The organism is Pseudomonas citri, from assembly GCF_025336485.1.
Classification (GTDB): domain Bacteria; phylum Pseudomonadota; class Gammaproteobacteria; order Pseudomonadales; family Pseudomonadaceae; genus Aquipseudomonas; species Aquipseudomonas citri.
This window is the reverse complement of the sequence record NZ_JAODAB010000001.1, coordinates 114,317-138,284: the sequence shown is the minus strand read 5'-3', so window position 1 is coordinate 138,284 and position 23,968 is coordinate 114,317. Positions and strand designations below refer to the sequence as shown.

The 23,968-nt window shown below is 56.2% G+C and carries 25 protein-coding genes and 1 pseudogene; 23 read left to right on the top strand and 3 right to left on the bottom strand.

All coding sequences use genetic code 11. The annotated features are described in order from the left end of the window. Position 1: 1 nt before the first annotated feature. From peaB to N4Q37_RS00555, 23 genes and pseudogenes are all read left to right on the top strand, one after another. Positions 2–1,435 (top strand): quinohemoprotein amine dehydrogenase maturation protein, encoded by a 1,434-nt coding sequence (peaB, locus tag N4Q37_RS00660; protein WP_260954467.1) that lies wholly within the window; start codon positions 2–4, stop codon positions 1,433–1,435. Next, complete coding sequence (qhpC, locus tag N4Q37_RS00655) at positions 1,432–1,758, top strand: quinohemoprotein amine dehydrogenase subunit gamma (RefSeq protein WP_011334374.1); 327 nt, start codon at positions 1,432–1,434, stop codon at positions 1,756–1,758. The genes peaB and qhpC overlap by 4 nt, the downstream gene beginning before the upstream one ends. Positions 1,759–1,763: 5 nt before the next feature. Next, positions 1,764–2,852 carry a quinohemoprotein amine dehydrogenase subunit beta gene (peaD, locus tag N4Q37_RS00650; protein ID WP_260954466.1) on the top strand — a complete coding sequence of 363 codons (1,089 nt, stop codon included), beginning with the start codon at positions 1,764–1,766 and terminating at the stop codon, positions 2,850–2,852. Further along, complete coding sequence (gene qhpE / locus N4Q37_RS00645; RefSeq protein ID WP_449301158.1) at positions 2,852–3,520, top strand: subtilisin-like serine protease QhpE; 669 nt, start codon at positions 2,852–2,854, stop codon at positions 3,518–3,520. Before peaD ends, qhpE begins: the two co-directional genes overlap by 1 nt. A 91-nt stretch (positions 3,521–3,611) precedes the next feature. Next, positions 3,612–4,892 (top strand): annotated as a pseudogene (locus tag N4Q37_RS27725) (PDC sensor domain-containing protein); the annotation flags it as partial. Between the two features lie 102 nt (positions 4,893–4,994). Next, on the top strand, positions 4,995–5,750 hold the full coding sequence (locus tag N4Q37_RS27720) for a methyl-accepting chemotaxis protein (protein ID WP_390897880.1): 756 nt from the start codon (positions 4,995–4,997) through the stop codon (positions 5,748–5,750). A 171-nt stretch (positions 5,751–5,921) separates the two neighbouring features. Further along, complete coding sequence (locus N4Q37_RS00635) at positions 5,922–6,878, top strand: AraC family transcriptional regulator (protein ID WP_260954928.1); 957 nt, start codon at positions 5,922–5,924, stop codon at positions 6,876–6,878. A 148-nt stretch (positions 6,879–7,026) separates the two neighbouring features. After that, a complete protein-coding gene (gene benA, locus N4Q37_RS00630) occupies positions 7,027–8,385 on the top strand; it encodes a benzoate 1,2-dioxygenase large subunit (RefSeq protein WP_260954462.1) in 1,359 nt (452 codons plus the stop codon). Beyond that, positions 8,382–8,867 (top strand): benzoate 1,2-dioxygenase small subunit, encoded by a 486-nt coding sequence (benB, locus tag N4Q37_RS00625; protein WP_260954461.1) that lies wholly within the window; start codon positions 8,382–8,384, stop codon positions 8,865–8,867. Before benA ends, benB begins: the two co-directional genes overlap by 4 nt. Positions 8,868–8,932: 65 nt before the next feature. Continuing rightward, positions 8,933–9,946: a benzoate 1,2-dioxygenase electron transfer component BenC gene (benC, locus tag N4Q37_RS00620; protein ID WP_260954460.1), complete on the top strand. Its 1,014-nt coding sequence runs from the start codon at positions 8,933–8,935 to the stop codon at positions 9,944–9,946. Between the two features lie 32 nt (positions 9,947–9,978). Continuing rightward, a complete protein-coding gene (locus N4Q37_RS00615) occupies positions 9,979–10,740 on the top strand; it encodes a 1,6-dihydroxycyclohexa-2,4-diene-1-carboxylate dehydrogenase (protein ID WP_260954459.1) in 762 nt (253 codons plus the stop codon). Positions 10,741–10,821: 81 nt separating this feature from the next. Then, on the top strand, positions 10,822–12,162 hold the full coding sequence (locus tag N4Q37_RS00610; RefSeq protein ID WP_390897877.1) for an MFS transporter: 1,341 nt from the start codon (positions 10,822–10,824) through the stop codon (positions 12,160–12,162). A gap of 64 nt (positions 12,163–12,226) precedes the next feature. Continuing rightward, positions 12,227–13,348 (top strand): muconate cycloisomerase family protein, encoded by a 1,122-nt coding sequence (locus tag N4Q37_RS00605; RefSeq protein WP_260954458.1) that lies wholly within the window; start codon positions 12,227–12,229, stop codon positions 13,346–13,348. Between the two features lie 26 nt (positions 13,349–13,374). Further along, positions 13,375–13,665: a muconolactone Delta-isomerase gene (gene catC, locus N4Q37_RS00600; protein WP_260954457.1), complete on the top strand. Its 291-nt coding sequence runs from the start codon at positions 13,375–13,377 to the stop codon at positions 13,663–13,665. Between the two features lie 54 nt (positions 13,666–13,719). Continuing rightward, entirely contained in the window at positions 13,720–14,646 is a 927-nt protein-coding gene (gene catA, locus N4Q37_RS00595; protein ID WP_260954455.1) for a catechol 1,2-dioxygenase, read from the top strand. An 82-nt stretch (positions 14,647–14,728) separates the two neighbouring features. Continuing rightward, the gene (locus N4Q37_RS00590) at positions 14,729–15,925 is read left to right on the top strand and encodes a benzoate/H(+) symporter BenE family transporter (RefSeq protein ID WP_260954454.1); all 1,197 of its coding nucleotides are present in this window, start codon (positions 14,729–14,731) and stop codon (positions 15,923–15,925) included. A 66-nt stretch (positions 15,926–15,991) separates the two neighbouring features. Further along, on the top strand, positions 15,992–16,747 hold the full coding sequence (locus N4Q37_RS00585) for a heme ABC transporter permease (RefSeq protein WP_139647172.1): 756 nt from the start codon (positions 15,992–15,994) through the stop codon (positions 16,745–16,747). Next, the gene (gene ccmD, locus N4Q37_RS00580; protein WP_260954453.1) at positions 16,744–16,920 is read left to right on the top strand and encodes a heme exporter protein CcmD; all 177 of its coding nucleotides are present in this window, start codon (positions 16,744–16,746) and stop codon (positions 16,918–16,920) included. Before N4Q37_RS00585 ends, ccmD begins: the two co-directional genes overlap by 4 nt. Then, entirely contained in the window at positions 16,917–17,372 is a 456-nt protein-coding gene (gene ccmE, locus N4Q37_RS00575; RefSeq protein ID WP_139647168.1) for a cytochrome c maturation protein CcmE, read from the top strand. Before ccmD ends, ccmE begins: the two co-directional genes overlap by 4 nt. Before the next feature lie 10 nt (positions 17,373–17,382). Then, positions 17,383–18,162, top strand: a complete 780-nt coding sequence (gene hisN, locus N4Q37_RS00570) for a histidinol-phosphatase (protein ID WP_260954925.1) — start codon at positions 17,383–17,385, stop codon at positions 18,160–18,162. 136 nt (positions 18,163–18,298) lie between these two features. Further along, complete coding sequence (locus N4Q37_RS00565) at positions 18,299–18,880, top strand: TetR/AcrR family transcriptional regulator (protein WP_260954452.1); 582 nt, start codon at positions 18,299–18,301, stop codon at positions 18,878–18,880. 68 nt (positions 18,881–18,948) lie between these two features. After that, on the top strand, positions 18,949–19,716 hold the full coding sequence (locus tag N4Q37_RS00560) for an MBL fold metallo-hydrolase (RefSeq protein WP_260954451.1): 768 nt from the start codon (positions 18,949–18,951) through the stop codon (positions 19,714–19,716). A 40-nt stretch (positions 19,717–19,756) separates the two neighbouring features. Continuing rightward, positions 19,757–20,173: an ester cyclase gene (locus N4Q37_RS00555; protein WP_260954449.1), complete on the top strand. Its 417-nt coding sequence runs from the start codon at positions 19,757–19,759 to the stop codon at positions 20,171–20,173. Between the two features lie 155 nt (positions 20,174–20,328). Here the strand turns inward: N4Q37_RS00555 and N4Q37_RS00550 are convergent, their stop codons facing one another. The 3 genes from N4Q37_RS00550 to N4Q37_RS00540 all read right to left on the bottom strand — a co-directional run bounded on the left by N4Q37_RS00550 (position 20,329) and on the right by N4Q37_RS00540 (position 23,948). Continuing rightward, positions 20,329–22,479, bottom strand: coding sequence for a TonB-dependent receptor (locus tag N4Q37_RS00550; protein WP_260954448.1), 2,151 nt, complete (start codon positions 22,477–22,479; stop codon positions 20,329–20,331). 71 nt (positions 22,480–22,550) lie between these two features. Then, complete coding sequence (locus N4Q37_RS00545; protein WP_260954447.1) at positions 22,551–22,940, bottom strand: DUF2946 family protein; 390 nt, start codon at positions 22,938–22,940, stop codon at positions 22,551–22,553. Positions 22,941–23,309: 369 nt separating this feature from the next. Continuing rightward, a complete protein-coding gene (locus tag N4Q37_RS00540; RefSeq protein ID WP_260954446.1) occupies positions 23,310–23,948 on the bottom strand; it encodes an RraA family protein in 639 nt (212 codons plus the stop codon). Between the last annotated feature and the right edge of the window lie 20 nt (positions 23,949–23,968).

Here is a 23,968-nt window from a genome sequence, read left to right as displayed (position 1 = left end):
CATGACAGCGCTTACCCTTATTCGGCATAACGCGCATCAAATAGATGTGGATGGTCATGCCATGATGATGCATGTCCCCAGCAGCAGCCTTTTCGAGCTTGATGGGGTTGGTCGCGATGTATACGACCTGTTCAGTCGCTTTGATAGCGTCGACAGCGAGGTCATGCGCACCGAGCTTGGCGCCCGGCATTCCCCGGACAGCTTGGCAGAGTGCATTAGTAGTTTTATCGACCTGGATATCCTGCGTGAGCCAGGTATTGTCGAAGCGCCTCGCGTGATCGCCAAGGTTGATGAGATACCGCTTTCGACCATTGTTCTTAACGTCAATACCGGCTGCAATCTTTCCTGTACCTACTGCTACAAGGAAGACCTCACGACGCCCTCGAAGGGCGTCAAGATGAGCTTTGAAACCGCCAAGGCCTCGTTTGAGATGTTGCTCAAACAGGCTAAGAATCGGGACCAGGTCAATCTTGTGTTTTTTGGTGGTGAGCCGCTTTCCAACTACCCACTCATTCGCGAGATGGTGCCTTACGCCGAAGCCCGAGCGGCGCAAGAGGGCAAGAAGATCGATTTTTCGCTGACCACCAACGGCACGCTGTTAACAGAATCTATGGTGGATTGGCTCAACGAACATCGTTTTGGCCTGACGGTATCGATGGACGGACCGAAAGCCATGCACGATGCCAACCGCATTACGGTAGGCGGCAACGGAACCTATGACGTGGTGGCGCGTAAGGTGCGGATGTTGCTGTCGCGCTATACGGCGCGGGCGGTCGGCGTCCGGGTGACGCTGACCCGCGGCGTTACCGATGTGTTGGGTATCCATGATCACCTGAAGAACGAACTGGGATTTGCTGAAGTTGGGTTCGGCCCAGCGACTTCGGGTCCAATTGCATCGTTCAATCTGGATAACGATGCGCTGAAGCAAGTGTTCAACGATATGAAGACCCTGGGGCGACGGTATGTCGAGGCGGCTTGCCGTGGCGAAAATATCGGTTTTTCCAACATGCACCAGTTGCTGACAGATATTGCACAGGGCACTAAAAAAGTCGTGCCCTGTGGTGCCGGTCTGGGATTGCTGGCCGTTGATAAGGATGGCGACCTGCATCTATGCCATCGTTTCGTAGGGTCTGATCAACCGACCTATGGCAACGTTGATCGCGGTATCGATGTGCCTAAGTTGGCGGCGTTCATTGAAGGCGCCCAAGACCGCAGTAGTTTCGGCTGTAAAACATGTCGTATTCGCTCTATTTGTGCGGGCGGGTGTTATCACGAGTCTTATGCGAAACAAGGTGATCCATTTGCTCCTGTCTATCATTACTGTGACTTGTTGCGCGACTGGGTAGATTTCGGAATCGAATCTTACGTGCGAATAATGAAAAGTAATCCTAGCTTCTTCCGTAATCATATCGAACCACGGAGCGCCAAAGTATGAAACATTTGACTCCCGCCAATGCCAAGGCCAAGGCCTTTGTTGAAGCTCACGCCGAAGGTCGTGAAGAAGAAGTTGTGGCGATGAACGCCTTGGTAGGCTGTTCGACTTCTTTCGATCCGGGCTGGGAAATTGATGGGTTCGGTGGTGTTTCCAACCTGTGCCAGCCCATGGAAGCAGACTTGTACGCCTGTTCCGATCCTTGCTGGTGGCCTGCGCAAGTTCCGGACACGATGTCAACTTACCCAACGTGGGGCAAAGACACTGCGGACCCCACCCAAGATTGGCGCAACCTGAACTCTGTATTCCCCGAATCCAAGGGCTAATAATAATGATAAAGTCATCCTGCTTCGCCGTGCTGTCGGTAATCGCTGCAATGGGCGGCGCAACGCCTGCCGTGGCAAAAGATTTTTTGTCGGTGGTCGCGCACCCTGACAAAGTGTTCGTTGTGGACATGGACAACCGCAAGATCCTCAAAGAGTTTGTCGTTGAGAACAGCGGCGCTACGCCAATTGTTTCCGCAGTAAGCCCTGATGCCAAATATGTATACGTCTTGGCGAATGGAAGCCAAAGCGTCATAAAAATGGACATGGAGACGGGAAAAAATCTGCTCCGATTAGACATGAGCAAAGCCGACGAGCGTGTCTGGGCGACGTGGGGCATGAATCTTTCGCCTGACGGCAAGACGCTCGCGGTGTATCAGAATCCGGTAAAACACTTGCGCAACGAATTCAAAGTCCAACCCACGCGCATTGCGTTATACGACGCGGAAACGTTGACGTTGAAATCAACAGCTCCTGCCCCTCGTCAAGTGACGATGTTGATGTACTCGACTGACGGGAAGAAGATTTATGCGTTGGGCAAGGATATGTATGTATTCGATGTCGAATCGGGAAAACAGTTGGAAGAGTTGCCTATCCAGAAATGGTCGCAAAAGGATCATTTTCCCCCCGATATGCTGAACGTCTGGTATCAGTACGACAACTCTCAGCTCATGATCGCTCCGTACTACGTCAAGTTGCGCAATAAAGACCCCGCGTCCCCTGAAACATTCCAAACGGGGCTGCTTACCCTTGATCTGAAGAAGGGCAAGTTGCACATGAACGATATTGAACCCACCCAGACCATTTATTTTTCCATGGCGGCTAGCCCGGACCAAAAGCGTGCCTATGCGGTTTATAACGTGCTTCAGTCTTTCGACTTGGAACAGAGTGGCAAGCCCCTCAAGCAAGTAAGTCTTCCTCATACGTTTTATTCCGTCGCCGTCAGCTCCGATAACAAATATGTCTGGATTGGCGGTGCGGGTGGCGATCTGCTTATTTATGACGGCGCGAGCTTGGAAAAGGTCGGGGAGGTCAAGTTACCCGGTAATCCCAATATGTCGAACAACTCAGCCCTGCGATTGTTCACGGTTCAGTAATGGCCGTCCGCATAGGCGTGATTGACAGCGGAGGCCCCTTGATGGACGTCGAGGGCTCTCTGGCTTTTCTTCCCGATGGGCGGGTCGAGGCGTGTGTACCGGATCGCCTGGGCCATGGAACGATCGTTGCGAAGGTGATTCGCAAGAGCTGCCCTCAAGCAATCATTACCCATGCGCAAGTGTTTCAGGAGCGGCCGGTAACAACCGCCGCTCAGGTTGCCATGGCGCTCGACTGGTTTGTCTCGCAGCCAGCTTCCTATCGAGTGGACATTGTTTGCATGAGCCTGGGGCTTGCTGCTGATCGCGCGCCTTTGCGTGAGGCCGTCTATAACGCCGGTGCTGAGAAAGTGCTGGTTGTTGCGGCCAGTCCGGCCCGGGGCAGCACGTGTTATCCGGCGGGTTACGAGAGCGTGATAGGTGGCACCGGAGATGCGCGTTGCAAGTGGGAGCAACTCTCGCGCCTGGGACCTCGTTTGTTTGGCGCCTGGAGTAACTCACCTGAACAGGCCGGGGAGGGCATGGCGGGAGCCAGCCTGGGCGCAGCGCGGGTGGCGGGGCACTTAGCCAACATTCTTTTGCGGGAGGGCTGTGCTCTGGAGTTCCAAGAGGCGCTTTCCCTGATGGGCGAGTGTTGCGATTACTTTGGGCCTGAAAGAAGAACTGGCTGAAGAGATGTTGTTCGCGCAGGAACATCAATCAGTCATGTTGAGCAATTGATTTGGCCCCACAAAAAAATATCCCGGGTACGGGGAGGTATCTATGCGTTTTGCGCGTGTCTCCATCAAGTGGAAAATCACACTGTTGGCGGGATTTTGCCTGCTGTGTACCGTCGTACTGTTGGTGGGTACGTCCCTGTATCGCATGGACACCAGTCTGGCATTGGTCAAATCAGCCAACTCACAGATGCTTGAGGCGGCAGCCCGGGCCCGCATGGAGGCTCGTGGCGAGCAGCAGGCTGAGACTACTCAGCGCTTTTTTTCGGACATCTCTAACTATGGCAACCAGTTCACTCGACAAGTCCAACAGCTTCGAGAGCAAGCAACCAAGCATGGCGCCGATCCCCAGGAGCTGCGCAAGGATTTGAATCAACTGGTACACGACGGCCTTAAAGCCAATCCTTCGCTGCTGAGCTTGTACGTGGTGTTCGCCCCTGATGCACTGGACGGCCAGGATGCGCGCTTTACCGATGAATCTACCTCGGGCAGTAACGAGAAAGGCCGATTTGCTTCTTACTGGAGCCAGAAGGATTCGACGGACAGCTACATGGCGGTGCCGGAGAAAATCATCGCCGATACCACGGCCATGTTGGATGGCACTCCGTTCAATACTTGGTACAGCTGCCCAGGGCAAACCCTCAAGCCATGCGTGCTCAACCCTTATTTCGATGATACGTCCGGCCAACCTCTACTGATGACCACGCTCGCTTTTCCATTGATTGAAAAAGGAAAAGTCGTAGCGATCATTGGCGCGGACATCAGCCTGAGTCGCTTGCAACAGCTGAGCCTGGATGGCAGCCGGCAGCTCTACGACGGTCGGGGGACGTTGCGAATCGTCAGTTCCGCCGGTTTGGTCGCCGGCGACAGTCATGATCCAGGCTCGCTCGGTCGCCCATTGCAGAGCGTCCAGGAGGATGGGGCCGACCTGCTGGCGATGTTGAGCTCAGGTAAGTCTCAGTCCATGGACACGCTCACTAGCCTGCGTATCCTGGAGCCGCTGAGGGTGATCCCTGAAGGCAAACCTTGGGGATTGGTGATAGAGGTTCCGCGAGCCATCTTGCTGGAGCCGGCGCTTGCGCTGCATCAGGAACTGGATCAGCGAAGCCTGTCCGGTGCGCTATGGGAAACAGGGCTTGCCGCAGGCGTGGCGCTGTTGGGGCTGGTTGTGCTGTGGTTGACCGCCCGCGGCGTCAGTAAGCCGATCCTGAGCGTAGCTAACATGCTTCGCGACATCGCCAGCGGAGAGGGTGATCTCACCAGACGTTTGGACTATCAGGGCAGCGATGAACTGGGCCAGTTGGCGGGTTGGTTCAATCGTTTCCTGGACAAACTGCACCCGATAATCCGGGACGTGAAGGCGTCCGTGCATGATGCTCGCGCAACCGCAGATCAGTCAGCGACACTGTCTGAGCAGACCAGTACAGGAATGGAGCACCAATTCAGGGAAATCGACCAGGTGGCCACCGCGTCGCAGGAAATGAGCGCAACGGCACATGATGTGGCCAACAGCGCGGCCCAGGCTGCGCAAGCGGCTCGTGGCGCGGAGCAGGCGACCTCCGATGGCCTGGCGGTGATACAGCAAACCACGCAACTGATCGATGGCTTGGCCAAAGACATGAGCCTTGCGGTCAGAGAGGTCGAAGGTTTGGCGGCCAGCAGCGGCAAGATTGGTTCTGTGCTGGAGGTCATACGAGCGATCGCCGAGCAAACCAATCTGTTGGCCCTGAACGCGGCCATCGAGGCTGCGCGGGCCGGTGATGCGGGTCGGGGATTTGCGGTTGTGGCCGACGAAGTGAGGGGGCTGGCGAAACGAACCCAGGATTCGGTCGAAGAGGTCCGCCAGGTGATCGAGACGTTGCAGCGTGGTACGAACGAAGTCGTCAACGCGATGAGCAACAGTCACCAGCAGGCCCAGGGGAGCGCGGGGCAGGTCGTGCAAGCCGTGACGGCACTGCAGCGTATCAGCGGCGCGGTTTCCATCATCAATGACATGAACTTGCAGATCGCCAGCGCGGCCGAGGAGCAGAGTGCGGTGGCGGAGGAGGTGAATCGAAATGTGGCATCGATTCGTGATGTCACCGAGTCGCTGTCTGATCAATCCAAGAAATCCGCTCAGATCAGTCAGTCCTTGAACCATCTGGCCAATCATCAACAGCAGCTGATGGCGCAGTTCAAAGTCTGATGATCAAGTGGGTGTACACTCGGATTGCGGGATGCTGGATCGTCAGTCCCAAGGGGGCGTGTGATTGCCGACGCGCCGTCAAGCCTGGAGGCATTCACATCACGCCAGGCGCAGGTTTCACTTCGGGTGAGCGTAATGACTCTAATAATTGCAACCTCGAGTGCCGGTGCGATGGATAGCCATCTGCTCAGTGAGCGCAGTAGCATTTTTCGGGATGCGGATCCTTACGCGGTGTCCGACTACGTGAACTTGCACGTTGGATCCCATCGCATCGGTCTCTCTCGAACCACCCACCCCCAGGCCAGCCTGAACCATCGAAAATTCGCCGGTCTGGATCTGTGCCGCATCAGCTACGGCGGAAGCGTGCGTGTCACGTCGCCTGCACTGGAAAGCGTCTACCACCTTCAGGTGTTGCTTAGCGGCAATTGTTTGTGGCGAGGCTATAAGCATGAGCAATACCTGCTCCCGGGCGAATTGCTGCTGATCAATCCAGACGATCCTGTCGACCTGACGTACTCCCAGGACTGCGAAAAATTCATTGTTAAGTTGCCCGTTCAGTTGCTTGAATCGATATGTGATGAGCTGCGATGGTTGCGGCCCGCGACGGGCATACGTTTTCTGCGTAACCACTATCAGCTGGATGAGTTGGAAGGGTTTCCTGGCTTGCTGGCGATGATTTGCCAGGAGTCCGAGGCCAGTACTCCGATCATGCGGGTACAAGAGCATTACGCCCAGATAATCGGCAGCAAGCTGCTGTCGCTCATGACGACTAACGTCAGCCGCGAAGGCGCCGGATCACAATCGGCCAGCTTCGACCGCATTCTCGATCACATAGACCGGAATCTGAAACAGGACTTGAACGCCGAGCACTTGGCACAACAGGTCAGCATGAGCACCAGGTCCTTGTACGTGCTGTTCGAGCGCCACTTGGGTATCACACCCTTGCAGTACATTCGCCAGCGCAAGTTGGAACGCATTCAAGCGTGCCTGAGCGATCCGAGTTGCCCGGTCCGCAGCCTGACTGAAGTGGCGCTGGACTACGGCTTTCTGCACCTGGGCCGCTTCTCTGAGCTTTACCGTTCGCAGTTCGGCGAGCTTCCTTCGCAAACCCTCAAATCACGCGTTTGAACGCGCCATCCTGGCGCGCTGGTGCCGCTGATCCATCCTGCGCGACGGCTGCGCAAAATGGATAGCGATCTGCAGGAATCGGATATTTCCTCCTGAATTGTCTGCCTAATCTGACCGGGCCTGAACAATAACAATGGAGGCCCTGGCCATGTCCCTGGGAAACGATTACCTGAATGCCCTGCTTGAAGAAGACAAGGAGAAGGGCATCTACCGTTGCAAACGGGAGATGTTCACCGATCCGCGTCTGTTCGAACTGGAGATGACGCACATCTTCGAAGGCAACTGGATTTACCTTGCCCACGAAAGCCAGCTTCCCAACAACAACGACTTCTTGACCACCACGATGGGGCGCCAGCCGATTTTCATCGCGCGCAACAAGGACGGTGTCCTCAACGCTTTTCTCAACGCCTGTAGCCACCGCGGCGCCATGCTCTGCCGACACAAATCCGGCAATCGTTCCAGTTACACCTGTCCCTTTCACGGCTGGACGTTCAACAACAGCGGCAAGCTGCTCAAGGTCAAGGATCCGAGCGAGGCTGGATACCCCGAAAGCTTCAATTGCGAGGGTTCCCATGACCTCACAAAAGTTGCTCGTTTCGAGTCCTATCGTGGCTTCCTGTTTGGCAGCTTGAACGCCGACGTAAAACCCTTGGCGGAGCATCTGGGCGAATCATCGAAAATCATCGACATGATCGTGGACCAATCGCCGGAAGGGTTAGAGGTGCTGCGCGGCTCCAGTTCCTATATCTACGAAGGTAACTGGAAGCTGACCGCCGAAAACGGCGCCGACGGCTACCACGTGAGCTCTGTGCACTGGAACTACGCAGCCACGCAGAACCAGCGCAAGCAACGTGAGTCGGGCGAAGAAATCAAAACCATGAGCGCCGGTAGCTGGGCAAAAAACGGCGGTGGTTTCTACTCCTTTGACCACGGCCATTTGTTACTCTGGACGCGTTGGGCCAACCCCGAGGACCGACCTGCCTACGAGCGTCGTGATGAGTTGGCACGTGACTTCGGACAGGCCCGCGCCGATTGGATGATCGAAAACTCCCGCAACCTCTGCCTGTACCCGAACGTGTATTTGATGGACCAGTTCAGCTCGCAGATTCGCATCGCTCGGCCTATCTCGGTCGATAAGACTGAAATCACCATTTATTGCATCGCCCCCAAAGGCGAGAGCGCCGAGGCGCGTGCCAAGCGCATTCGTCAGTACGAAGATTTCTTCAATGTCAGCGGCATGGCCACGCCGGACGATTTGGAAGAGTTCCGCTCCTGCCAGACCGGTTATGGCGCTGGGCGTGGATGGAACGACATGTCCCGTGGTGCAGAACATTGGGTCGAGGGCGCAGACACCGCCGCGCAGGAAATCGACCTCAAGCCCCTGCTCTCCGGCAAGCGCACCGAAGACGAGGGCCTGTTTGTCCTGCAACACAAATATTGGCAAGAGACCATGCTCAAGGCCGCATCCGCCGAGCAGGAATTGATTCCAGTGGAGGCCGTGCAATGAGTATTTACGACGTTGTGCGTGACTTTCTCTATCGCGAAGCTCGCTACCTGGACGATGCTCAATGGGATCAATGGCTGGAGCTGTACGCCGTTGATGCGACGTTCTGGATGCCGGCCTGGGACGACAACGACTCGCTGACCGAAGATCCGCAAAGCGAGATATCGCTGATCTGGTACGGCAACCGTGGCGGCCTTGAAGACCGTGTGTTTCGCATCAAGACCGAGCGCTCCAGCGCGACCATTCCGGACACGCGTACCTCTCACAACCTGAGCAACATTGAAATTGTCGAGCAGACCGAAGGCCAATGCCTGGTGCGTTTTAACTGGCACACCCTGAGCTTTCGCTACCAGGTAACGGACAGCTTTTTCGGCAGCAGTTTCTACACCCTTGACCTGCGCGGCGACCAGCCGCTGATCAAGGCGAAGAAAGTCGTGCTGAAAAACGATTACGTCCGCCAAGTCATCGACATCTATCACATCTGATCAGGCTGCGGCGAGCGCTGTCGACGCATCCAAATGTCGGCTCGACGCTGTGAGTGAGGTGCAACATGAGTTTCCAGATCGCATTGAATTTCGAAGACGGGATCACCCGCTTCATCGAGGCCCAGGGGCACGAAACCGTCGCTGATGCGGCGTATCGCCAAGGCATCAACATCCCGCTGGACTGCCGTGACGGCGCCTGCGGCACCTGCAAATGTTTCGCCGAGGCCGGGCGTTACGACATGGGTGACAACTTCATCGAAGACGCCCTGAGCGAAGACGAACTCGCCCAAGGTTACGTGCTGACGTGCCAAATGCGCGCTCAGAGCGATTGCGTCGTCCGGGTGCCCGCAGGTTCGCAAGTCTGCAAGACCGAACAGGCGAGTTTCCACGCATCGATCAGCGATGTGCGGCAGCTGTCTGAAAGCACCATCGCGCTATCGATCAAGGGCGACTGCCTGAACAAGCTGGCGTTCCTGCCGGGCCAATACGTCAACTTGCAAGTACCCGGTAGCGAACAGACGCGCGCCTATTCCTTTAGCTCGTTGCAGAAAGACGGTGAGGTCAGTTTCTTGATCCGTAATGTACCGGGCGGCCTGATGAGCAGTTTCCTGACCGGCCTGGCCAAGGCCGGCGACAGCATGAACCTGGCCGGCCCCTTGGGCAGTTTCTACCTGCGTGAAATCAAGCGACCACTGCTGCTGCTGGCCGGCGGTACCGGGCTGGCGCCATTCACAGCCATGCTGGAAAAAATTGCGGAGCAGGGCAGTGAACATAAGGTGCACCTGATCTATGGCGTCACCAATGATTTCGATCTGGTCGAGCTGGATCGGTTGGAAGCGCTTGCCGCGCGCATCCCCAACTTCAGTTTTCGCGCCTGTGTGGCCAATCCGCTAAGTACTTATCCGTTCAAGGGCTATGTCACTCAGCACATCGAGCCCTGTCATCTCAACGGGGGCGAGGTAGACGTTTATTTGTGCGGCCCGCCACCGATGGTCGAAGCGGTCAACCATTACATCCGCGAGCAAGGGATTAACCCTGCCAATTTCTATTTCGAAAAGTTCGCGCCTGCTGCGGCCTGAATCGTTACGCCAACATTCCGTCCGAGGTTGTCATGAAAAACAGATTCGAAAACAAGGTCGCGCTGGTGACTGGCGCGGCTCAAGGCATCGGTCGACGCGTTTGCGAGCAACTGCGGGCCGAGGGCGCGCGGGTTGTTGCGGTTGATCGATCGGAGCTGGTGCATGAGCTCAAACAAGACGACGTATTGACCCTCGTCGCCGATCTGGAAATACACACCGAATGCATGTCGATGATGGCAGCCGCCGTCGAGGCTTTCGGCAGTCTGCACATATTGATCAACAACGTGGGCGGGACTATCTGGACCAAACCGTTCGAGCGTTACGAGGCCGCGCAAATCGAGTCGGAAGTGCGTCGCTCGTTGTTCCCGACCCTTTGGTGCTGTCATGCGGCATTGCCTTACATGCTTGAACAAGGAAATGGTGCGATCGTCAACGTCTCGTCAATTGCGACCCGGGGCGTCAACCGTGTTCCGTATGGCGCAGCCAAAGGTGGCGTTAACGCCCTGACCGCCTGCTTGGCGTTCGAGAATGCCGAACGTGGTATCCGGGTCAATGCGATCGCGACCGGGGGCACCGAGGCGCCACCGCGACGTATCCCTCGCAACACCGCGCAGCCAACCGAAGAAGAGAAGGCTTGGTATCAGCAAATCGTCGACCAGACGATTCAAAGCAGTTTGATGAAGCGCTACGGAACGATCGACGAACAGGTCGCCGCGATCCTGTTCCTGGCCTCGGATGACGCGTCCTATATCACCGGCGTAACCCTGCCAGTCAGTGGCGGTGACCTCGGCTGACCAGGACAACCTGTCGCATCAGGCGCGACAGATTGCATCGCCGATTGTGGTTCCCAAAATAAAAACAAGAGTAACTACGCCATGCGAGTAATCGACGTTAATCAGTTCATCGACAATGCACGCTTCAGCCGATTCCATTGGGGAGTGGTAACGCTTTGCGCGCTGCTCTTGATATTCGACGGATACGACCTGTTCATCTTCGGCGTTGTGCTGCCGGCCATTATGCGCGAGTGGCAACTCACGCCGATCCAGGCCGGCGCACTGGGCAGTTATGCACTGTTCGGCATGATGTTCGGAGCGCTTGCGTTTGGGTCGCTGGCTGACAGGATCGGAAGAAAGAAAAGCATCGCGATCTGCTTCACATTGTTTTCTTCGGCAACCCTTATCAATGGTTTTGCCAGCAATCCGACAGAGTTTGGCATTTGCCGGTTTCTTGCAGGATTGGGCTGCGGGGGACTGATGCCTAACGCAGTCGCATTGATGAGCGAATTTGCCCCGAGACGTCTTCGCGACACTTTGGTTGCGGTCATGTTCAGTGGTTATTCGCTGGGAGGCGTGCTTGCCGCTAGCGTGGGGATTTACATGCTTCCGCTTTTCGGGTGGCAATCCATGTTCTTCGCCGCAGCCGTGCCCCTTTTGCTGCTGCCCATGATCTTGGGGTTTTTACCCGAGTCGATCGGTTTCCTGGTTCGGGCCGGGAAGGAAGGGCAGGCGCGGCGCATTCTGAGCAGAGTAGATCCTGCCTCGGCTCCCAGCGATAGCGATACGTTGAGCCAGGCGGACAGCAAGGGCCGCGGAGTGATGCTGCTGGCGTTGTTTCGTGAGGGGCGCGCGTCCCGCACCCTGTGCTTGTGGGTCGCGTTTTTCTGCTGCTTGCTCATGGTGTATGCGCTCAGCTCCTGGCTGCCCAAGCTGATGGCAAATGCCGGTTACAGCTTAGGCTCAAGCCTGACCTTTCTGTTGGCGCTGAATTTCGGTGGTATGGCCGGAGCGATCTTTGGTGGCTGGCTGGGAGACCGCTACAACCTTGGAAAAGTCACGGTGATGTTTTTCCTGGCCGCTGCCGTGTCCATCAGCCTTCTGGGATTCAAAAGTTCGCCGGCATTGTTGTATCTGCTGATCAGTGTGGCCGGCGCGACCACCATCGGTACGCAAATTCTCTTGTACGCCGCCACTGCCCAGTTCTACGGCATGTCGATTCGCTCCACTGGCCTTGGATGGGCATCGGGTATCGGTCGCAATGGCGCGATCCTGGGGCCGCTGCTGGGGGGAGCACTGCTGGGCATTGGCCTGCCGCTGCCATTGAATTTCGTTGCGTTCGCGGTTCCAGGCGCCATCGCGGCGATAGCCATGGCGCTGTTCACCCTGGTCGGCAAAAGAAGCGTGGCCGATTCGAGCATTTTGATGGCCGCCAAACCGTAACCAATCTTGCCTTGTTCCTTGAGCGGAACCAGGTGTCTCTCAGTTCACGTATCGGAAGATTGTCATGAGCCAAGTCCTGATCCACAGCCTGTCGGCGATCATCGTCGACCTGCCGACTATTCGTCCGCACAAGCTCGCCATGCACACGATGCAAAAGCAAACCTTGGTCATTCTGCGGCTTCAATGCAGTGACGGCATCGAAGGTATTGGTGAAGCCACCACCATCGGCGGTTTGTCCTATGGCTATGAAAGCCCGGAGAGCATCAAGGCCAACGTTGACGCTCACTTGGCGCCCGCGCTGGTAGGCATGGCAGCGGACAACATTAATGCCGCGATGCAAAAACTCGACAAGATTGCCAAGGGCAATACCTTTGCCAAGTCCGGTATCGAAAGCGCGCTACTCGATGCCCAGGGCAAACGAGTTGGAATGGCCGTCAGCGAGCTGCTTGGCGGTCGGGTACGCGACAGTCTGGAAGTCGCCTGGACGCTTGCCAGCGGTGATACCGCCCGGGACATTGCCGAGGCGGAGCAGATGTTGGAGCTGCGCCGTCATCGCATCTTCAAATTGAAGATCGGCGCCAATCCTTTGGAGCAGGATCTCAAGCATGTCGTTGCGATCAAAAAGGCCCTTGGCGATCGTGCCAGTGTGAGGGTCGACGTCAACCAATATTGGGATGAGTCCCAGGCAATACGTGGCTGCCAAGTGCTAGGCGAGAACGGAATCGACCTGATCGAGCAGCCCATATCGCGGGTTAATCGATCAGGCCAGGTTCGGCTGAACCAGCGAAGCCCAGCACCCATCATGGCCGACGAGTCCATTGAAAGCATCGAAGACGCCTTCAGCCTAGCTGCGAATGGTGCAGCCAGCGTCTTCGCACTGAAAATTGCAAAAAATGGTGGCCCTCGCGCTGTGCTGCGTACGGCACAGATCGCCGAAGCCGCTGGCATCGCCCTGTACGGCGGAACAATGCTGGAAGGTGCCATCGGCACCTTAGCTTCAGCTCATGCATTCCTCACGCTTAAACACCTGACCTGGGACACCGAGTTGTTTGGTCCGCTGTTGTTGACCGAAGACATCGTGGTCGAGCGACCACAGTACCGTGATTTCCAGCTTCTTGTTCCATCCACGCCAGGCCTGGGATTGGCATTGGATGAAGATCGCCTGGCTCATTTTCGCCGTTCCTGAACCCGTAACCCTATAAGGAGAGCACCATGCTATTCCACGTCAAGATGACCGTGAACCTTCCACTCGATATGGATGCGAGCAAGGCCGCTCAGCTTAAAACTGATGAAAAAGAACTGGCCCAGCGTCTGCAACGCGAGGGTACTTGGCGCCACCTTTGGCGCATAGCTGGCCACTACGCCAATTACAGCGTGTTCGATGTACCTAGCGTCGAGGCGCTGCATGACACCCTGATGCAGTTGCCTCTCTTCCCATACATGAGCATCGAGGTCGACGGACTGTGTCGCCATCCTTCGTCCATCCATGCGGACGACCGTTGAAAAGTCCCCAACAGTTATTCGATCACTCTAAAAAAACAAGATGAGGTGAACACCATGACCGTGAAGATTTCGCAAACTGCTGAGATTCAAAAGTTCTTCGAGGACGCAGCCGGGTTGAAAAATGCTGCAGGCAGCGCACGCCTTAAAAGCATCGTGCTGCGAGTGTTGAACGATACCGCGCGGATAATCGAAGACCTTGAAATCAGCGAGGATGAGTTCTGGAAAGCGGTGGACTATATCAACCGTTTGGGCGGGCGCAGTGAGGCCGGGTTGCTGGTTGCAGGCCTAGGTATTGAGCACTTCCTGGATTTGCTGCAAGACGCCAAGGATGCGCAGGTTGGGTTGACGGGCGGCACGCCACGTACGATCGAGGGCCCTCTTTACGTTGCCGGTGCGCCAATAAGCGAAGGCGAAGTCCGGATGGACGACGGCAACGAGGAGGGGTCAGCCACCGTGATGTTTCTTGAAGGCCAAGTGTTTGATACGCAGGGTCATCCACTGGCGGGCGCCACGGTAGATTTGTGGCACGCCAATACCAAGGGCACGTATTCATTTTTCGATCAGAGCCAGTCTGAGTACAACTTGCGTCGTCGCATCATTACCGATGCGCAGGGGCGCTACCGTGCGCGCAGTATCGTGCCCTCCGGCTATGGTTGCGATCCGCAGGGTCCTACCCAGGAATGCCTGGATGGGCTCGGTCGTCACGGCCAACGACCCGCGCATGTGCACTTCTTTATTTCGGCTCCAGGACACAGGCACCTGACTACTCAGATCAACCTTTCAGGAGACAAGTACCTCTGGGATGACTTTGCTTACGCCACCCGCGATGGATTGGTTGGAGAGGTGGAATTCAAGGAGGATGGCGCACGAGGTGTCTCGGGACGGTACGCTGAGCTTAAGTTCGACTTCCAACTGCAACGCGCCGTTGCCCCAGCCGCAGAGCAACGTAGTCTGCGCCCCCGGGCTCTCCAGGATGCATGATTAATTCACCAGAACGGGGCCTGCGCGATGGGCCCTTTTCTTGTGAGTCGTTGTTCCTTGTTGCGTTGATAATGCGAATGCCATGAAAAGTGTGCTCAGAGATTCTTCGCTATCAGCTCTGGTGGCGGGGATAATTGCAACGTTGATTTCTTATGCAGGCCCGCTTGTGTTGGTTTTTCACGCCGCACAGAGTGCGTCCCTTTCACAGGAAGTTCTTTCATCCTGGATATGGGCGATATCAATTGGCAGTGCGGTAATTGGGGCTTTGCTCAGCCTGTATTATCGGGTGCCGATCGTGATTGCTTGGTCCATCCCCGGTTCGGCGCTGCTCGTTACGGCGCTTCCGCAAATGACCGTCAATCAAGCGGTGGGTGCGTTTATAGTCGCCAATGTCATCCTTCTGCTAATTGGCGTTAGCGGTGCTTTCGATCGGATCATCGCTCGCTTGCCGGGCTCGATCGCGGCGGGCATGCAAGCCGGTATTCTCTTTTCGTTCGGCATCGAGGTTTTTCGGGTGCTACCGGAGCAGCCAGCCTTGGTCTTGTCGATGTTTATTGCGTACATCCTGATGCGCAGGGTTTGGCCACGTTATGCCGTGTTGGCAGTCTTGGTGGTCGGTGGGGCCGTCACGATGTTTGGCGGGCACTTGCGAACTGAAGAGTTAGTGTTTGGCCTGGCCACTCCTCAATGGATCGCTCCTCAGTTTTCTTTAACGGTCATTTTGAATTTGGCGTTGCCGTTGGTAGTGGTGTCGCTGACGGGCCAGTTCATGCCAGGCATGGCGGTTTTGCGCAACGCAGGGTTCAACACGCCTGCCAGTCCCATTATCAGCGTCAGTGCTATCGGCGCGATGCTGTTGGCGCCCTTTGCTTGCCATGGTCTGAACCTCGCGGCAGTTACAGCAAGCCTTTGTACCGGCCGCGAGGCCCATGAGGATCCGCGGCGGCGCTATGTCGCTGCTCTTTCCGGGAGTGCCACCTATCTGCTGTTTGGTATAGCGGGTGCCACGCTGGTTTCCTTGTTCGCGGCGTTTCCTCGAGCGTTGATCGCAGCACTTGCAGGCTTGGCGTTGTATGGCGCGATCAGCGACGCGTTGGTGCGCAGCCTGAGTGAGTCGAAAGAGCTCGACGCAGGACTTTTCACTTTTCTCGTTACTGCTTCTGGGGTCTCTTTTTGTGGATTTTCCGCCCCTTTTTGGGGGGTGATTTTTGGTCTGACCGTTCAGTTTTTGAAGCGTCCAGAATGTAAAAAACTCTTGGTTAAAGGGACGAGCAGCTAGCGAGGCCTGTTCCATGGGCAGATTCAGCGGTCGCAATCCTGAGCCACAACCGTGATGGAAACAGCAATGAACTGGACCTGGTTTCATAAGCTCGGCTCACCCAAGTGGTTCTACGGCATCAGCGGCAAGTTGCTGCCCTGGCTGAGTATCGCCGCACTGCTGTTGATAGGGATCGGCGTGGTCTGGGGCCTGGCGTTCGCGCCCCCGGATTATCAACAGGGCAACAGCTTCCGCATCATCTACATCCATGTACCGACTGCGATGCTGGCCCAGTCGGTCTACGTCATGCTGGCGGTGTGCGGCGTGGTCGGGTTGGTCTGGAAGATGAAGCTGGCCGACGTTGCCTTGCAATGCGCCGCGCCTGTCGGCGCCTGGATGACCGCCGTGGCGCTGGTCACCGGAGCCATCTGGGGCAAACCGACCTGGGGGTCGTGGTGGGTCTGGGATGCCCGACTGACGTCGATGCTGATCCTGCTGTTCCTGTACTTCGGTCTTATTGCGCTGGGCAACGCCATCAGCAATCGTGAGAGTGCCGCCAAGGCCTGCGCGGTGCTGGCGATCGTTGGCGTGATCAACATCCCGATCATCAAGTATTCGGTGGAGTGGTGGAACACCCTGCATCAGGGCGCGACGTTCACCCTCACCGAGAAGCCGGCGATGCCGGTGGAGATGTGGCTGCCGCTCCTGCTGACGGTGCTGGGGTTCTATTGCTTCTTCGGCGCGGTGCTGTTGCTGCGCATGCGCCTGGAAGTGCTCAAGCGCGAAGCCCGGGCCAGTTGGGTGAAGGCCGAAGTACAGAACAGCCTGGAGGCCGCTCGATGAGTTTCGCTTCATTCGGCGATTTCCTCGCCATGGGCCATCATGGCCTGTATGTCTGGTCCGCCTATGGCATCTGCCTGGCGGTACTGGGCCTCAACGTGGCGGTGCCGCTCCTGGCCCGCAAGCGGTATCTGCAACAAGAGGCGCGTCGTCTGCGCCGGGAGAACGGTCAGTGAATCCGCTGCGCAAAAAACGTCTTGTCATCATCCTGGCGATCCTGGTGGGTGTCGGTGCCGCGGTCGGCCTGGCCTTGAGCGCCCTGCAGCAGAACATCAACCTGTTCTACACCCCGACCCAGATCGCCAATGGCGAAGCGCCCAAGGACACCCGCATCCGCGCCGGTGGCATGGTGGAGAAGGGCTCGCTGGTACGTTCCGGGGATTCGCTGGACGTGAAGTTCAACGTCACCGACTTCAACAAGACCGTGACCATCACTTATCGCGGCATCCTCCCGGACCTGTTTCGTGAAGGGCAGGGCATCGTCGCCCTGGGCAAGCTCAACGCCGATGGCGTGGTGGTGGCCGATGAAGTGCTGGCCAAGCACGACGAAAAATACATGCCGCCGGAAGTGACCAAGGCTCTTAAAGACAGTGGTCAGTCGGCACCTGCTCCCATGAAGGAGGGCTGATCTGTTGGACATGCGTTTGATTAATGAGTATCAGCATTTCGCTGAGCGTTTAGCTGATGTCTCCGCTGAGGTTATTGAGCCGTACTTTCGAAGCACGTTGGATGTAAAGCACAAAGAGGGTAGCGTCTACGATCCGGTAACCTTGGCTGATCGTAAAGCCGAGCAGGCAATGCGTGAACTGATTCAGGATCAATACCCCACACATGGAATTTTAGGTGAGGAGGAAGGCTCGCTGCTGGGTAGCAGTGAACTGACTTGGGTACTTGATCCTATCGATGGGACTCGATCGTTTATCATCGGGTTGCCCCTGTGGGGCACGCTTATAGCCCTAAACGATGGTCAGCGCCCCATTCTCGGAGTGATGAATCAACCATTTACTGGCGAGCGGTACATTGGCACGCCTGAAGGCGCTTGGCTCAATGGAAACAAGTTAAAGACACGTCAATGCCCAGATATTTCCTCGGCCACCTTGATGTGTACGACACTGCAATTGTTCGACACTGCAGTTCGTCGAGACGCTTTTCAAGCGGTAGCGGATCAGGCGAAGTTGGTTCGTTTTGGCGGAGATTGTTATGCGTACTGCATGCTCGCATCAGGATTCGTTGATGTGGTGATCGAGGCCAGTCTGCAGCCATACGATATCCAAGCGCTGATTCCAATTGTTGAAGGCGCAGGTGGCGTGATTACCACTTGGGATGGCCGCTCAGCCCAGCAGGGTGGAACGATCATCGCTTGCGGGGACCGGTCACTGCACGCGCAACTGATAAAAATGTTGAAGCACGCCACGTGACCTGAGCGTTCCTTATGGTGAGTTTGCCCTTACTGACCAATGGTCTGATATTTTTATGGACCGATCGGTCCTAAATGGCTAGAGTACGCCTCCAAACAGTCCAATCTGCTTTCGCAACGGAGCGCTCGAATCGACCATGTCCAGACCGCAGGCATTCAATACGCAAGAAGCGTTACACAAGGCTATGGTCGTGTTTTGGCGCAAAGGTTATGAGGCTACTTCGATAACTGACCTTCTCGGCGCCACGGGGTTGAGCAAAAGCAGCTTGTACGCAACATTTGGCGGCAAGCGCGAGTTGTTCATCATGGCGTTCGACGCCTATCGTCGTGATCGAACTAAGGACATGCATAGAGCCTTACAGGACGGCCCTGCACGTCAGTCTATCGAGGCGTTCTTCCGTTCTCTCTTTGCTGACATCGGTGACCCGGGCGAATCCCATGGTTGCATGAGCATCAATCAAGCTGTGGAGATGGCGGCACATGATCTTGATGTCCGTCAGAGGGTCATGGAGGACTTTCATCTCATTGAGGAGGCGTTGGAGAGGGCTATTGAACGAGGGCAACAAGATGGGTCATTGGGTAGTAAGCGGCTTGCCCGAGAATTGGCTCGCCTCTTGGTTTTGGCATTTCCTGGACTACAGGTCATGGCACGTGCTGGATACACCAAACAAGATTTAGAAAGTGCGCTGCACCTGCTGCTGTCGAATTTGGATTTCTAACCGTCGCAAAAATTTTATACGTTTTGGACTGTTCGGTCCAAATCATAGCCTGAGTTAAGGAGAATATCGTGAAGGTCACACAGATACGTAACGCAACGTTGATTATTGAATACGCAGGGACTCGGTTTCTGATCGACCCTTTGCTTGCAAAGAAGGGGGCATATCCGGGGTTTGAGGGGACGGCTAATAGCCATTTGTTCAACCCTACGGTGGCATTGCCGGTGTCCATGGAAGACATCTTGAACGTTAACGCCGTCATCGTGACCCATACCCACCCCGATCATTGGGACGAAGCCGCTAAAGCCCTGGTTCCCAAGCAACTGCCGATTTTTGTTCAGAATGATGAGGACCGTGAGTTGATCCTATCTCAGGGTTTCGGCGACGTTCGACTGATCAAAGGAGCGCTATTTAATGGTGTGTCGCTGGCGCAGACTCTCGGCCAACATGGCACTGATGGTGCAATGGCAGCTATGGGGGAAATTCTTGGCGAGGTGTGCGGGGTAATGTTCAGTCATCCAGACGAGAAGACTCTGTATCTCGCTGGCGACACGATCTGGAATCAATACGTCCAGGACGCCCTGCAGCAGTTTCAGCCCGAAGTCGTCATTCTAAATGCCGGAGATGCTCAAGTGATCGGGCTCGGTTCCATCATCATGGGTAAGCAGGACGTCTACGAAGTTTTTCAGGCAGCGCCTCAGGCGACGCTTATCGCTACACATATGGAGTCTGTAAACCATGCGGTGCTGACGCGTAAAGAACTTTGTGAGTTCTCCGTGGAAAAGGGCATGACTGATCGCCTGCTCATCCCCGAAGACGGCGAGACTTGTAGTCTCTGATTCAGCGAGCCCAAACGACCATTCAGCAAGGAGAAAGTTAATGTCGGTCGAAGCAAACAAAGAACTGGTGCGAAAATTTTATGCTGCTATTCAGCATGAGGATTACGCGGCGGCGGCGAGTTGCTGCCATGAGAATTTTGTTTTTTATACTCAAGTAGACACGCCCATTCTTGGCACAGCAGGATTCATCCAGTCGGAGAAAAAAAACTTCGATGCCTTCGAAGGATTCATTTTTAAGATCGAATCACTGCTCGCCGAGGGCGATCAGGTCGCGGCTTACATGATATTCGATGGCCGGCAATCCGGAATATTTGAAGGGATTGAGCCGAAAGGGGCTCGAGTACGATTTTCGTTGATGATGCTCCTGACCGTTACCGATGGAAAAATCATTGAAAAGCGCGCTCACTTTGACCGAATGGACATTCGCAAGCAGCTGGCCGCAACAGTAGGAGGCTGAAGAAAATCGCCAAAAAAAGCAGTCTGGCGAACCACGTTCTACAAGCGATGTTTTCGAGCTTATAGAATGGGAACGACCAGCTGCTTGAATCATGAAAAGGCGCGCTTGGATGATAGCCCTGCGGGTCTGGGCAAAATGCTACGGTTTCTTTCTCATCAGTAGCGCCACTGCATAGCGACCTCCAGGCTGCGCGGCTCCCCCAGGTAATATTGGGTGTTGCTCTGGTGGATGAAACGGGCGTAGACCTCGTCGGTCAGGTTACGTAGACGCGCGCTGAGCTGCACGTGTTTGTCCAGGTCGTGGGTCATGGACAAACCATAGACGGTGTACGAAGGCACCCACGTCGTATTGGCGGTGTTGGCGTAGACCGACGATACGTAGCGCGCGTCGACCCCGAGTTGCCAGTCAGGAGCCACGTCATAAGTCAGCCAGAGATTGGCCACACGGTCGGGAATGTTCACCGGATTCTTGCCTTTGCGCGAGTATATAGCACCGGCGATGGTTTCATTGAACTCGTCGTATTCGGCTCTGACCCAACTGAAGTTTCCGGCCGCCAATAATTTGGGCGTGACCTTAAATGACGCCCCCAGCTCAATGCCGGTGGAGGTTTGCTGTCCTGCCTGCTCAGTCGTGTTGGGCACGGTCGAGGACGGTACGGAGATGTTCTCGCGCACGATGCGGTAGGCGGCGGCAGTGGCCGAACCGCGACCGTCAAGAAAATCGAACTTGCTTCCCACCTCGATCTGGCGACCGGTGCTCAGGTCGAAGTCGCCCACTTGGGAAATGGAAGCGCTGGTAAGCGTGCCTCCCGGCGGCTCGGCCGACGTGCTGTACTGGGTATAAAGGCTAACATTCGAGGTCAGATCATACACCAGGCCCAGACGACCCGTGATTGCATCCCAACGCTTGTCGAGTTTAGCTTGCGCCGTATGATCGACGACTTCGAAGTCGATATGGTCATAACGCAGCGCAGTAATCAACGACAGTTGTTCGGTCAGGTGCGTACGGTTCTCGACGAAAGCCGACGAGGTGTCGGTCCAAGTACTGCGACCTTTACTACGCGAAGCCCCCATCCCCGGGATGTCCAAGAAGTGGCCCGGCTCGAAGCCATCTGGATCGATGGTATCAAAGACGCCTTTGGACAATGGATAGTTAGTTTGCTGGTTAGTGTTGTAATCTACGCCCAGAGCCCAATCGCTGGCCAGGCCGAACAGTTGAGCCTGGTGAGTCAGCTCGACGCGGTCGCCATTGACTTCCTGGTCGTGCCTCTGGCGGTAACCTCCGGAGCGGGCGATGGCGCTGTTATCGCTGTTGTAGCGGTAAACCTCCAGATTGCGGTAATCGCGCTGGCCGCTGTAATGGTAGAAGGTGTTGCGCAACTGGGTGTCGTCGTCCAGTTGATAGTCGGTGATCGAGCGTATCCAGCGAGTGCGCTGCTCGTAGCGGCCATCCTTGACGTTGTAGTTGTTGAAGCGGTTGCGCTTGTCGATGTGCAATCTGCCGGTAATTGGTTGCAGTACCGGTGTGCCCCAGTAAGGACTGTCTTCTTTCTCTTCCAGATATTCGATCGCCAGCGTATGGGAGAGTTGATCGTTGATGTCGCTGAGCAGCGAGAAGGCCAGGTTGCCCGCACCGTTCTCCTGGCGGTCGATGTAGCCGTTGCTGTTGGTGCGGCTGTAGTCGAGGCGCGCATAGTGGCGTGGGCCATCGCCACTGTTGAGCGCTTTATTGAGGCCGACCGCGGTTTCCCAGGTGTCGTAGCGACCGTAGCTCATCCGGCCTTCGAAGGTATCTTCCTCACGGTTGGCAAGCTTGGTGATCACGTTCAGGCTGCCACCCACGGCACCGCTGCCGTTGAGGAACGAGGAGGGGCCGCCGAGCAATTCCACCCGGTCATAAATCCAGGCGCCGACCGGACGTGCTGCGCCGCCGTATTGCAGACTGATGCCGTTGAACAACTGGCTGATCTGGGCACCGTTGAAGCCACGGTACGACACATAGCCACCCCAGCCGGGCGGCGCGGAAGCGTTCACCCCGGGCAGGGCGTTCGCAGCGTCCTGAAAGTTGCGTGCCCCGATGCGTTCCATGGTCTTGCGATCGGCCACGCTCACAGAGGCGGGATTTTCCCGGGCACTGAGGTTCAGGCGCGAGCCGCTTTCGATGGGAGTGTCCAGGTCAACAGTGGTGGCCGGTTTCGGCTGTTCGGACGAAGCGTTGATGTAGCTGACGGGCAAGTTCAGGGTGGTGTCTTGCGCCCACGCGCAGGTGCTGCCTGCGAGCAGCGCTAAAGTAGTCAAGCGAAACATGAAAAGCTTCCTGGCTTAATTCTATGAGCACACACCGGCCGTGCGTCATGCAGCGGCAAGTGGTGATGATGTCAAAGCGCGGGAAGCAGGGTGGGGGATGCGCGAGGATTGATTAGGGGCCAGCGCTGCCTGGGTAAGCAGCGCACCGGTTGTGCGGGCAAGGGCTTGGCTGGCTCGCCCGCAAGCACGGCGAGCAGTCCAAAGAACGCAGCCAGCAGGATCGCACCGAACAGGCTGGCAATGACGCAATCGCCATCGACGGGTAGTAGAGGGGCAGGTGCATCCTGCAGGCTTTCGTATGCCGCGCCGCTGTTCGAAGTGCAAAACAGCCCGCTGTCCAAACCGCTCAATCGCAAGCCGGCCATTTGTCCATGGCCCATCGCGCACAGCAACGAACCGAATAGGACGCTGAAATACAGCACCCAGGCAATCATCGATTTTTCGTGGCTGGCCAACTTCATCAGCAAAGCTCGTTGAGAAAGAATGGTTTTTTGGCGAGCGGATTTTACATTTTTTGATCCGTCAGTGAACTGTTATAAACAGTTCGATGTGCAGGCAGCCGTCTTGCTATCCGGCCTGTCGTCGATATAAAAACCTTCTCAATTCTCCATCTTCACCTCCCTGGTCGATGCTTCTGCGGTCTCGCTGGCTTCCAGCAGCTTGCTCAAGTGCAGAACCGCTCAATTCAATCTTTAATAATTCATACACGAAATACCGTTTAGGCATGATTCATCCTTCTTATAGTTGGAGCGTCTGAGGGGTAGGCAGCAACCACTTGGCAGAAAATCGCTAAGGCGAGAGAGGCCGCTGCCTAAATGGGCAATGTTCGTTTAGCGCCTGTTCGCCCGCACTTTCTCTCGGAAGCTGTTCTCGTAGTCGTCTTGGAGTTCGAGCTTCTCTGCGAGTGTTGGCAGCAGGCTACGCGCGATGACAATAATGCCGTCACGGTCACCGATGATCGCATCGCCGGGATAGCAAACGACGTTGCCGCATGCGACTGGAAGGCCGACCTGGCCTGGGCCCCACTTCGAGGGGCCCGCTGGACTCACTGCACGGGCGTAGATTGGCAGCCCCATGCTGTCGAGCTCCTTAATGTCACGTACCGCGCCATCAATGACGACCGCTGCAACTTGCTTGGCCAGGCAGATCTCACCGAGCAGGTCACCGAACACAGAGCGGTTCACTTCACTGTTGCCGTTAATGACCAGCACATCGCCCGGCTGCGCTTCGTCCAGCGCACGGTGAATCGCGAGGTTGTCACCTTCACGAGTGTTCAGCGGCAGAATGGTGCCGAAGAACGCAGGCTTGCCTGCGGTGTGGCGAATAGCCGAAGCCATCATGCCCATGCGGTGGAGTACGTCACCGATAAGTGCCACTGAATAGTGCGAGACCTCTTCGATCAAAGTTAGGTCGGCTCGCTCCCAGCTGGCGTTAACACTGATCGACTCATCGGACACATTGATGAACATTGGATACCTCCAGTTTCGTA

What these genes read in the sequence shown, in the direction of transcription:
- benA (WP_260954462.1), top strand. Translation starts at nt 7,027, where the DNA reads ATGTCCCTGGGAAACGATTACCTGAATGCCCTGCTTGAAGAAGACAAG.
- N4Q37_RS00565 (WP_260954452.1), top strand. Translation starts at nt 18,299, where the DNA reads ATGTCCAGACCGCAGGCATTCAATACGCAAGAAGCGTTACACAAGGCT.
- N4Q37_RS00590 (WP_260954454.1), top strand. Translation starts at nt 14,729, where the DNA reads ATGAAAAGTGTGCTCAGAGATTCTTCGCTATCAGCTCTGGTGGCGGGG.
- peaB (WP_260954467.1), top strand. Translation starts at nt 2, where the DNA reads ATGACAGCGCTTACCCTTATTCGGCATAACGCGCATCAAATAGATGTG.
- benC (WP_260954460.1), top strand. Translation starts at nt 8,933, where the DNA reads ATGAGTTTCCAGATCGCATTGAATTTCGAAGACGGGATCACCCGCTTC.
- catC (WP_260954457.1), top strand. Translation starts at nt 13,375, where the DNA reads ATGCTATTCCACGTCAAGATGACCGTGAACCTTCCACTCGATATGGAT.
- N4Q37_RS00615 (WP_260954459.1), top strand. Translation starts at nt 9,979, where the DNA reads ATGAAAAACAGATTCGAAAACAAGGTCGCGCTGGTGACTGGCGCGGCT.
- N4Q37_RS00635 (WP_260954928.1), top strand. Translation starts at nt 5,922, where the DNA reads ATGGATAGCCATCTGCTCAGTGAGCGCAGTAGCATTTTTCGGGATGCG.
- N4Q37_RS00610 (WP_390897877.1), top strand. Translation starts at nt 10,822, where the DNA reads ATGCGAGTAATCGACGTTAATCAGTTCATCGACAATGCACGCTTCAGC.
- N4Q37_RS00605 (WP_260954458.1), top strand. Translation starts at nt 12,227, where the DNA reads ATGAGCCAAGTCCTGATCCACAGCCTGTCGGCGATCATCGTCGACCTG.
- N4Q37_RS00555 (WP_260954449.1), top strand. Translation starts at nt 19,757, where the DNA reads ATGTCGGTCGAAGCAAACAAAGAACTGGTGCGAAAATTTTATGCTGCT.
- N4Q37_RS00545 (WP_260954447.1), bottom strand. Translation starts at nt 22,940, where the DNA reads ATGAAGTTGGCCAGCCACGAAAAATCGATGATTGCCTGGGTGCTGTAT.
- N4Q37_RS27720 (WP_390897880.1), top strand. Translation starts at nt 4,995, where the DNA reads ATGGAGCACCAATTCAGGGAAATCGACCAGGTGGCCACCGCGTCGCAG.
- N4Q37_RS00540 (WP_260954446.1), bottom strand. Translation starts at nt 23,948, where the DNA reads ATGTTCATCAATGTGTCCGATGAGTCGATCAGTGTTAACGCCAGCTGG.
- peaD (WP_260954466.1), top strand. Translation starts at nt 1,764, where the DNA reads ATGATAAAGTCATCCTGCTTCGCCGTGCTGTCGGTAATCGCTGCAATG.
- benB (WP_260954461.1), top strand. Translation starts at nt 8,382, where the DNA reads ATGAGTATTTACGACGTTGTGCGTGACTTTCTCTATCGCGAAGCTCGC.
- hisN (WP_260954925.1), top strand. Translation starts at nt 17,383, where the DNA reads ATGCGTTTGATTAATGAGTATCAGCATTTCGCTGAGCGTTTAGCTGAT.
- N4Q37_RS00550 (WP_260954448.1), bottom strand. Translation starts at nt 22,479, where the DNA reads ATGTTTCGCTTGACTACTTTAGCGCTGCTCGCAGGCAGCACCTGCGCG.
- catA (WP_260954455.1), top strand. Translation starts at nt 13,720, where the DNA reads ATGACCGTGAAGATTTCGCAAACTGCTGAGATTCAAAAGTTCTTCGAG.
- qhpC (WP_011334374.1), top strand. Translation starts at nt 1,432, where the DNA reads ATGAAACATTTGACTCCCGCCAATGCCAAGGCCAAGGCCTTTGTTGAA.
- qhpE (WP_449301158.1), top strand. Translation starts at nt 2,852, where the DNA reads ATGGCCGTCCGCATAGGCGTGATTGACAGCGGAGGCCCCTTGATGGAC.
- N4Q37_RS00585 (WP_139647172.1), top strand. Translation starts at nt 15,992, where the DNA reads ATGAACTGGACCTGGTTTCATAAGCTCGGCTCACCCAAGTGGTTCTAC.
- ccmD (WP_260954453.1), top strand. Translation starts at nt 16,744, where the DNA reads ATGAGTTTCGCTTCATTCGGCGATTTCCTCGCCATGGGCCATCATGGC.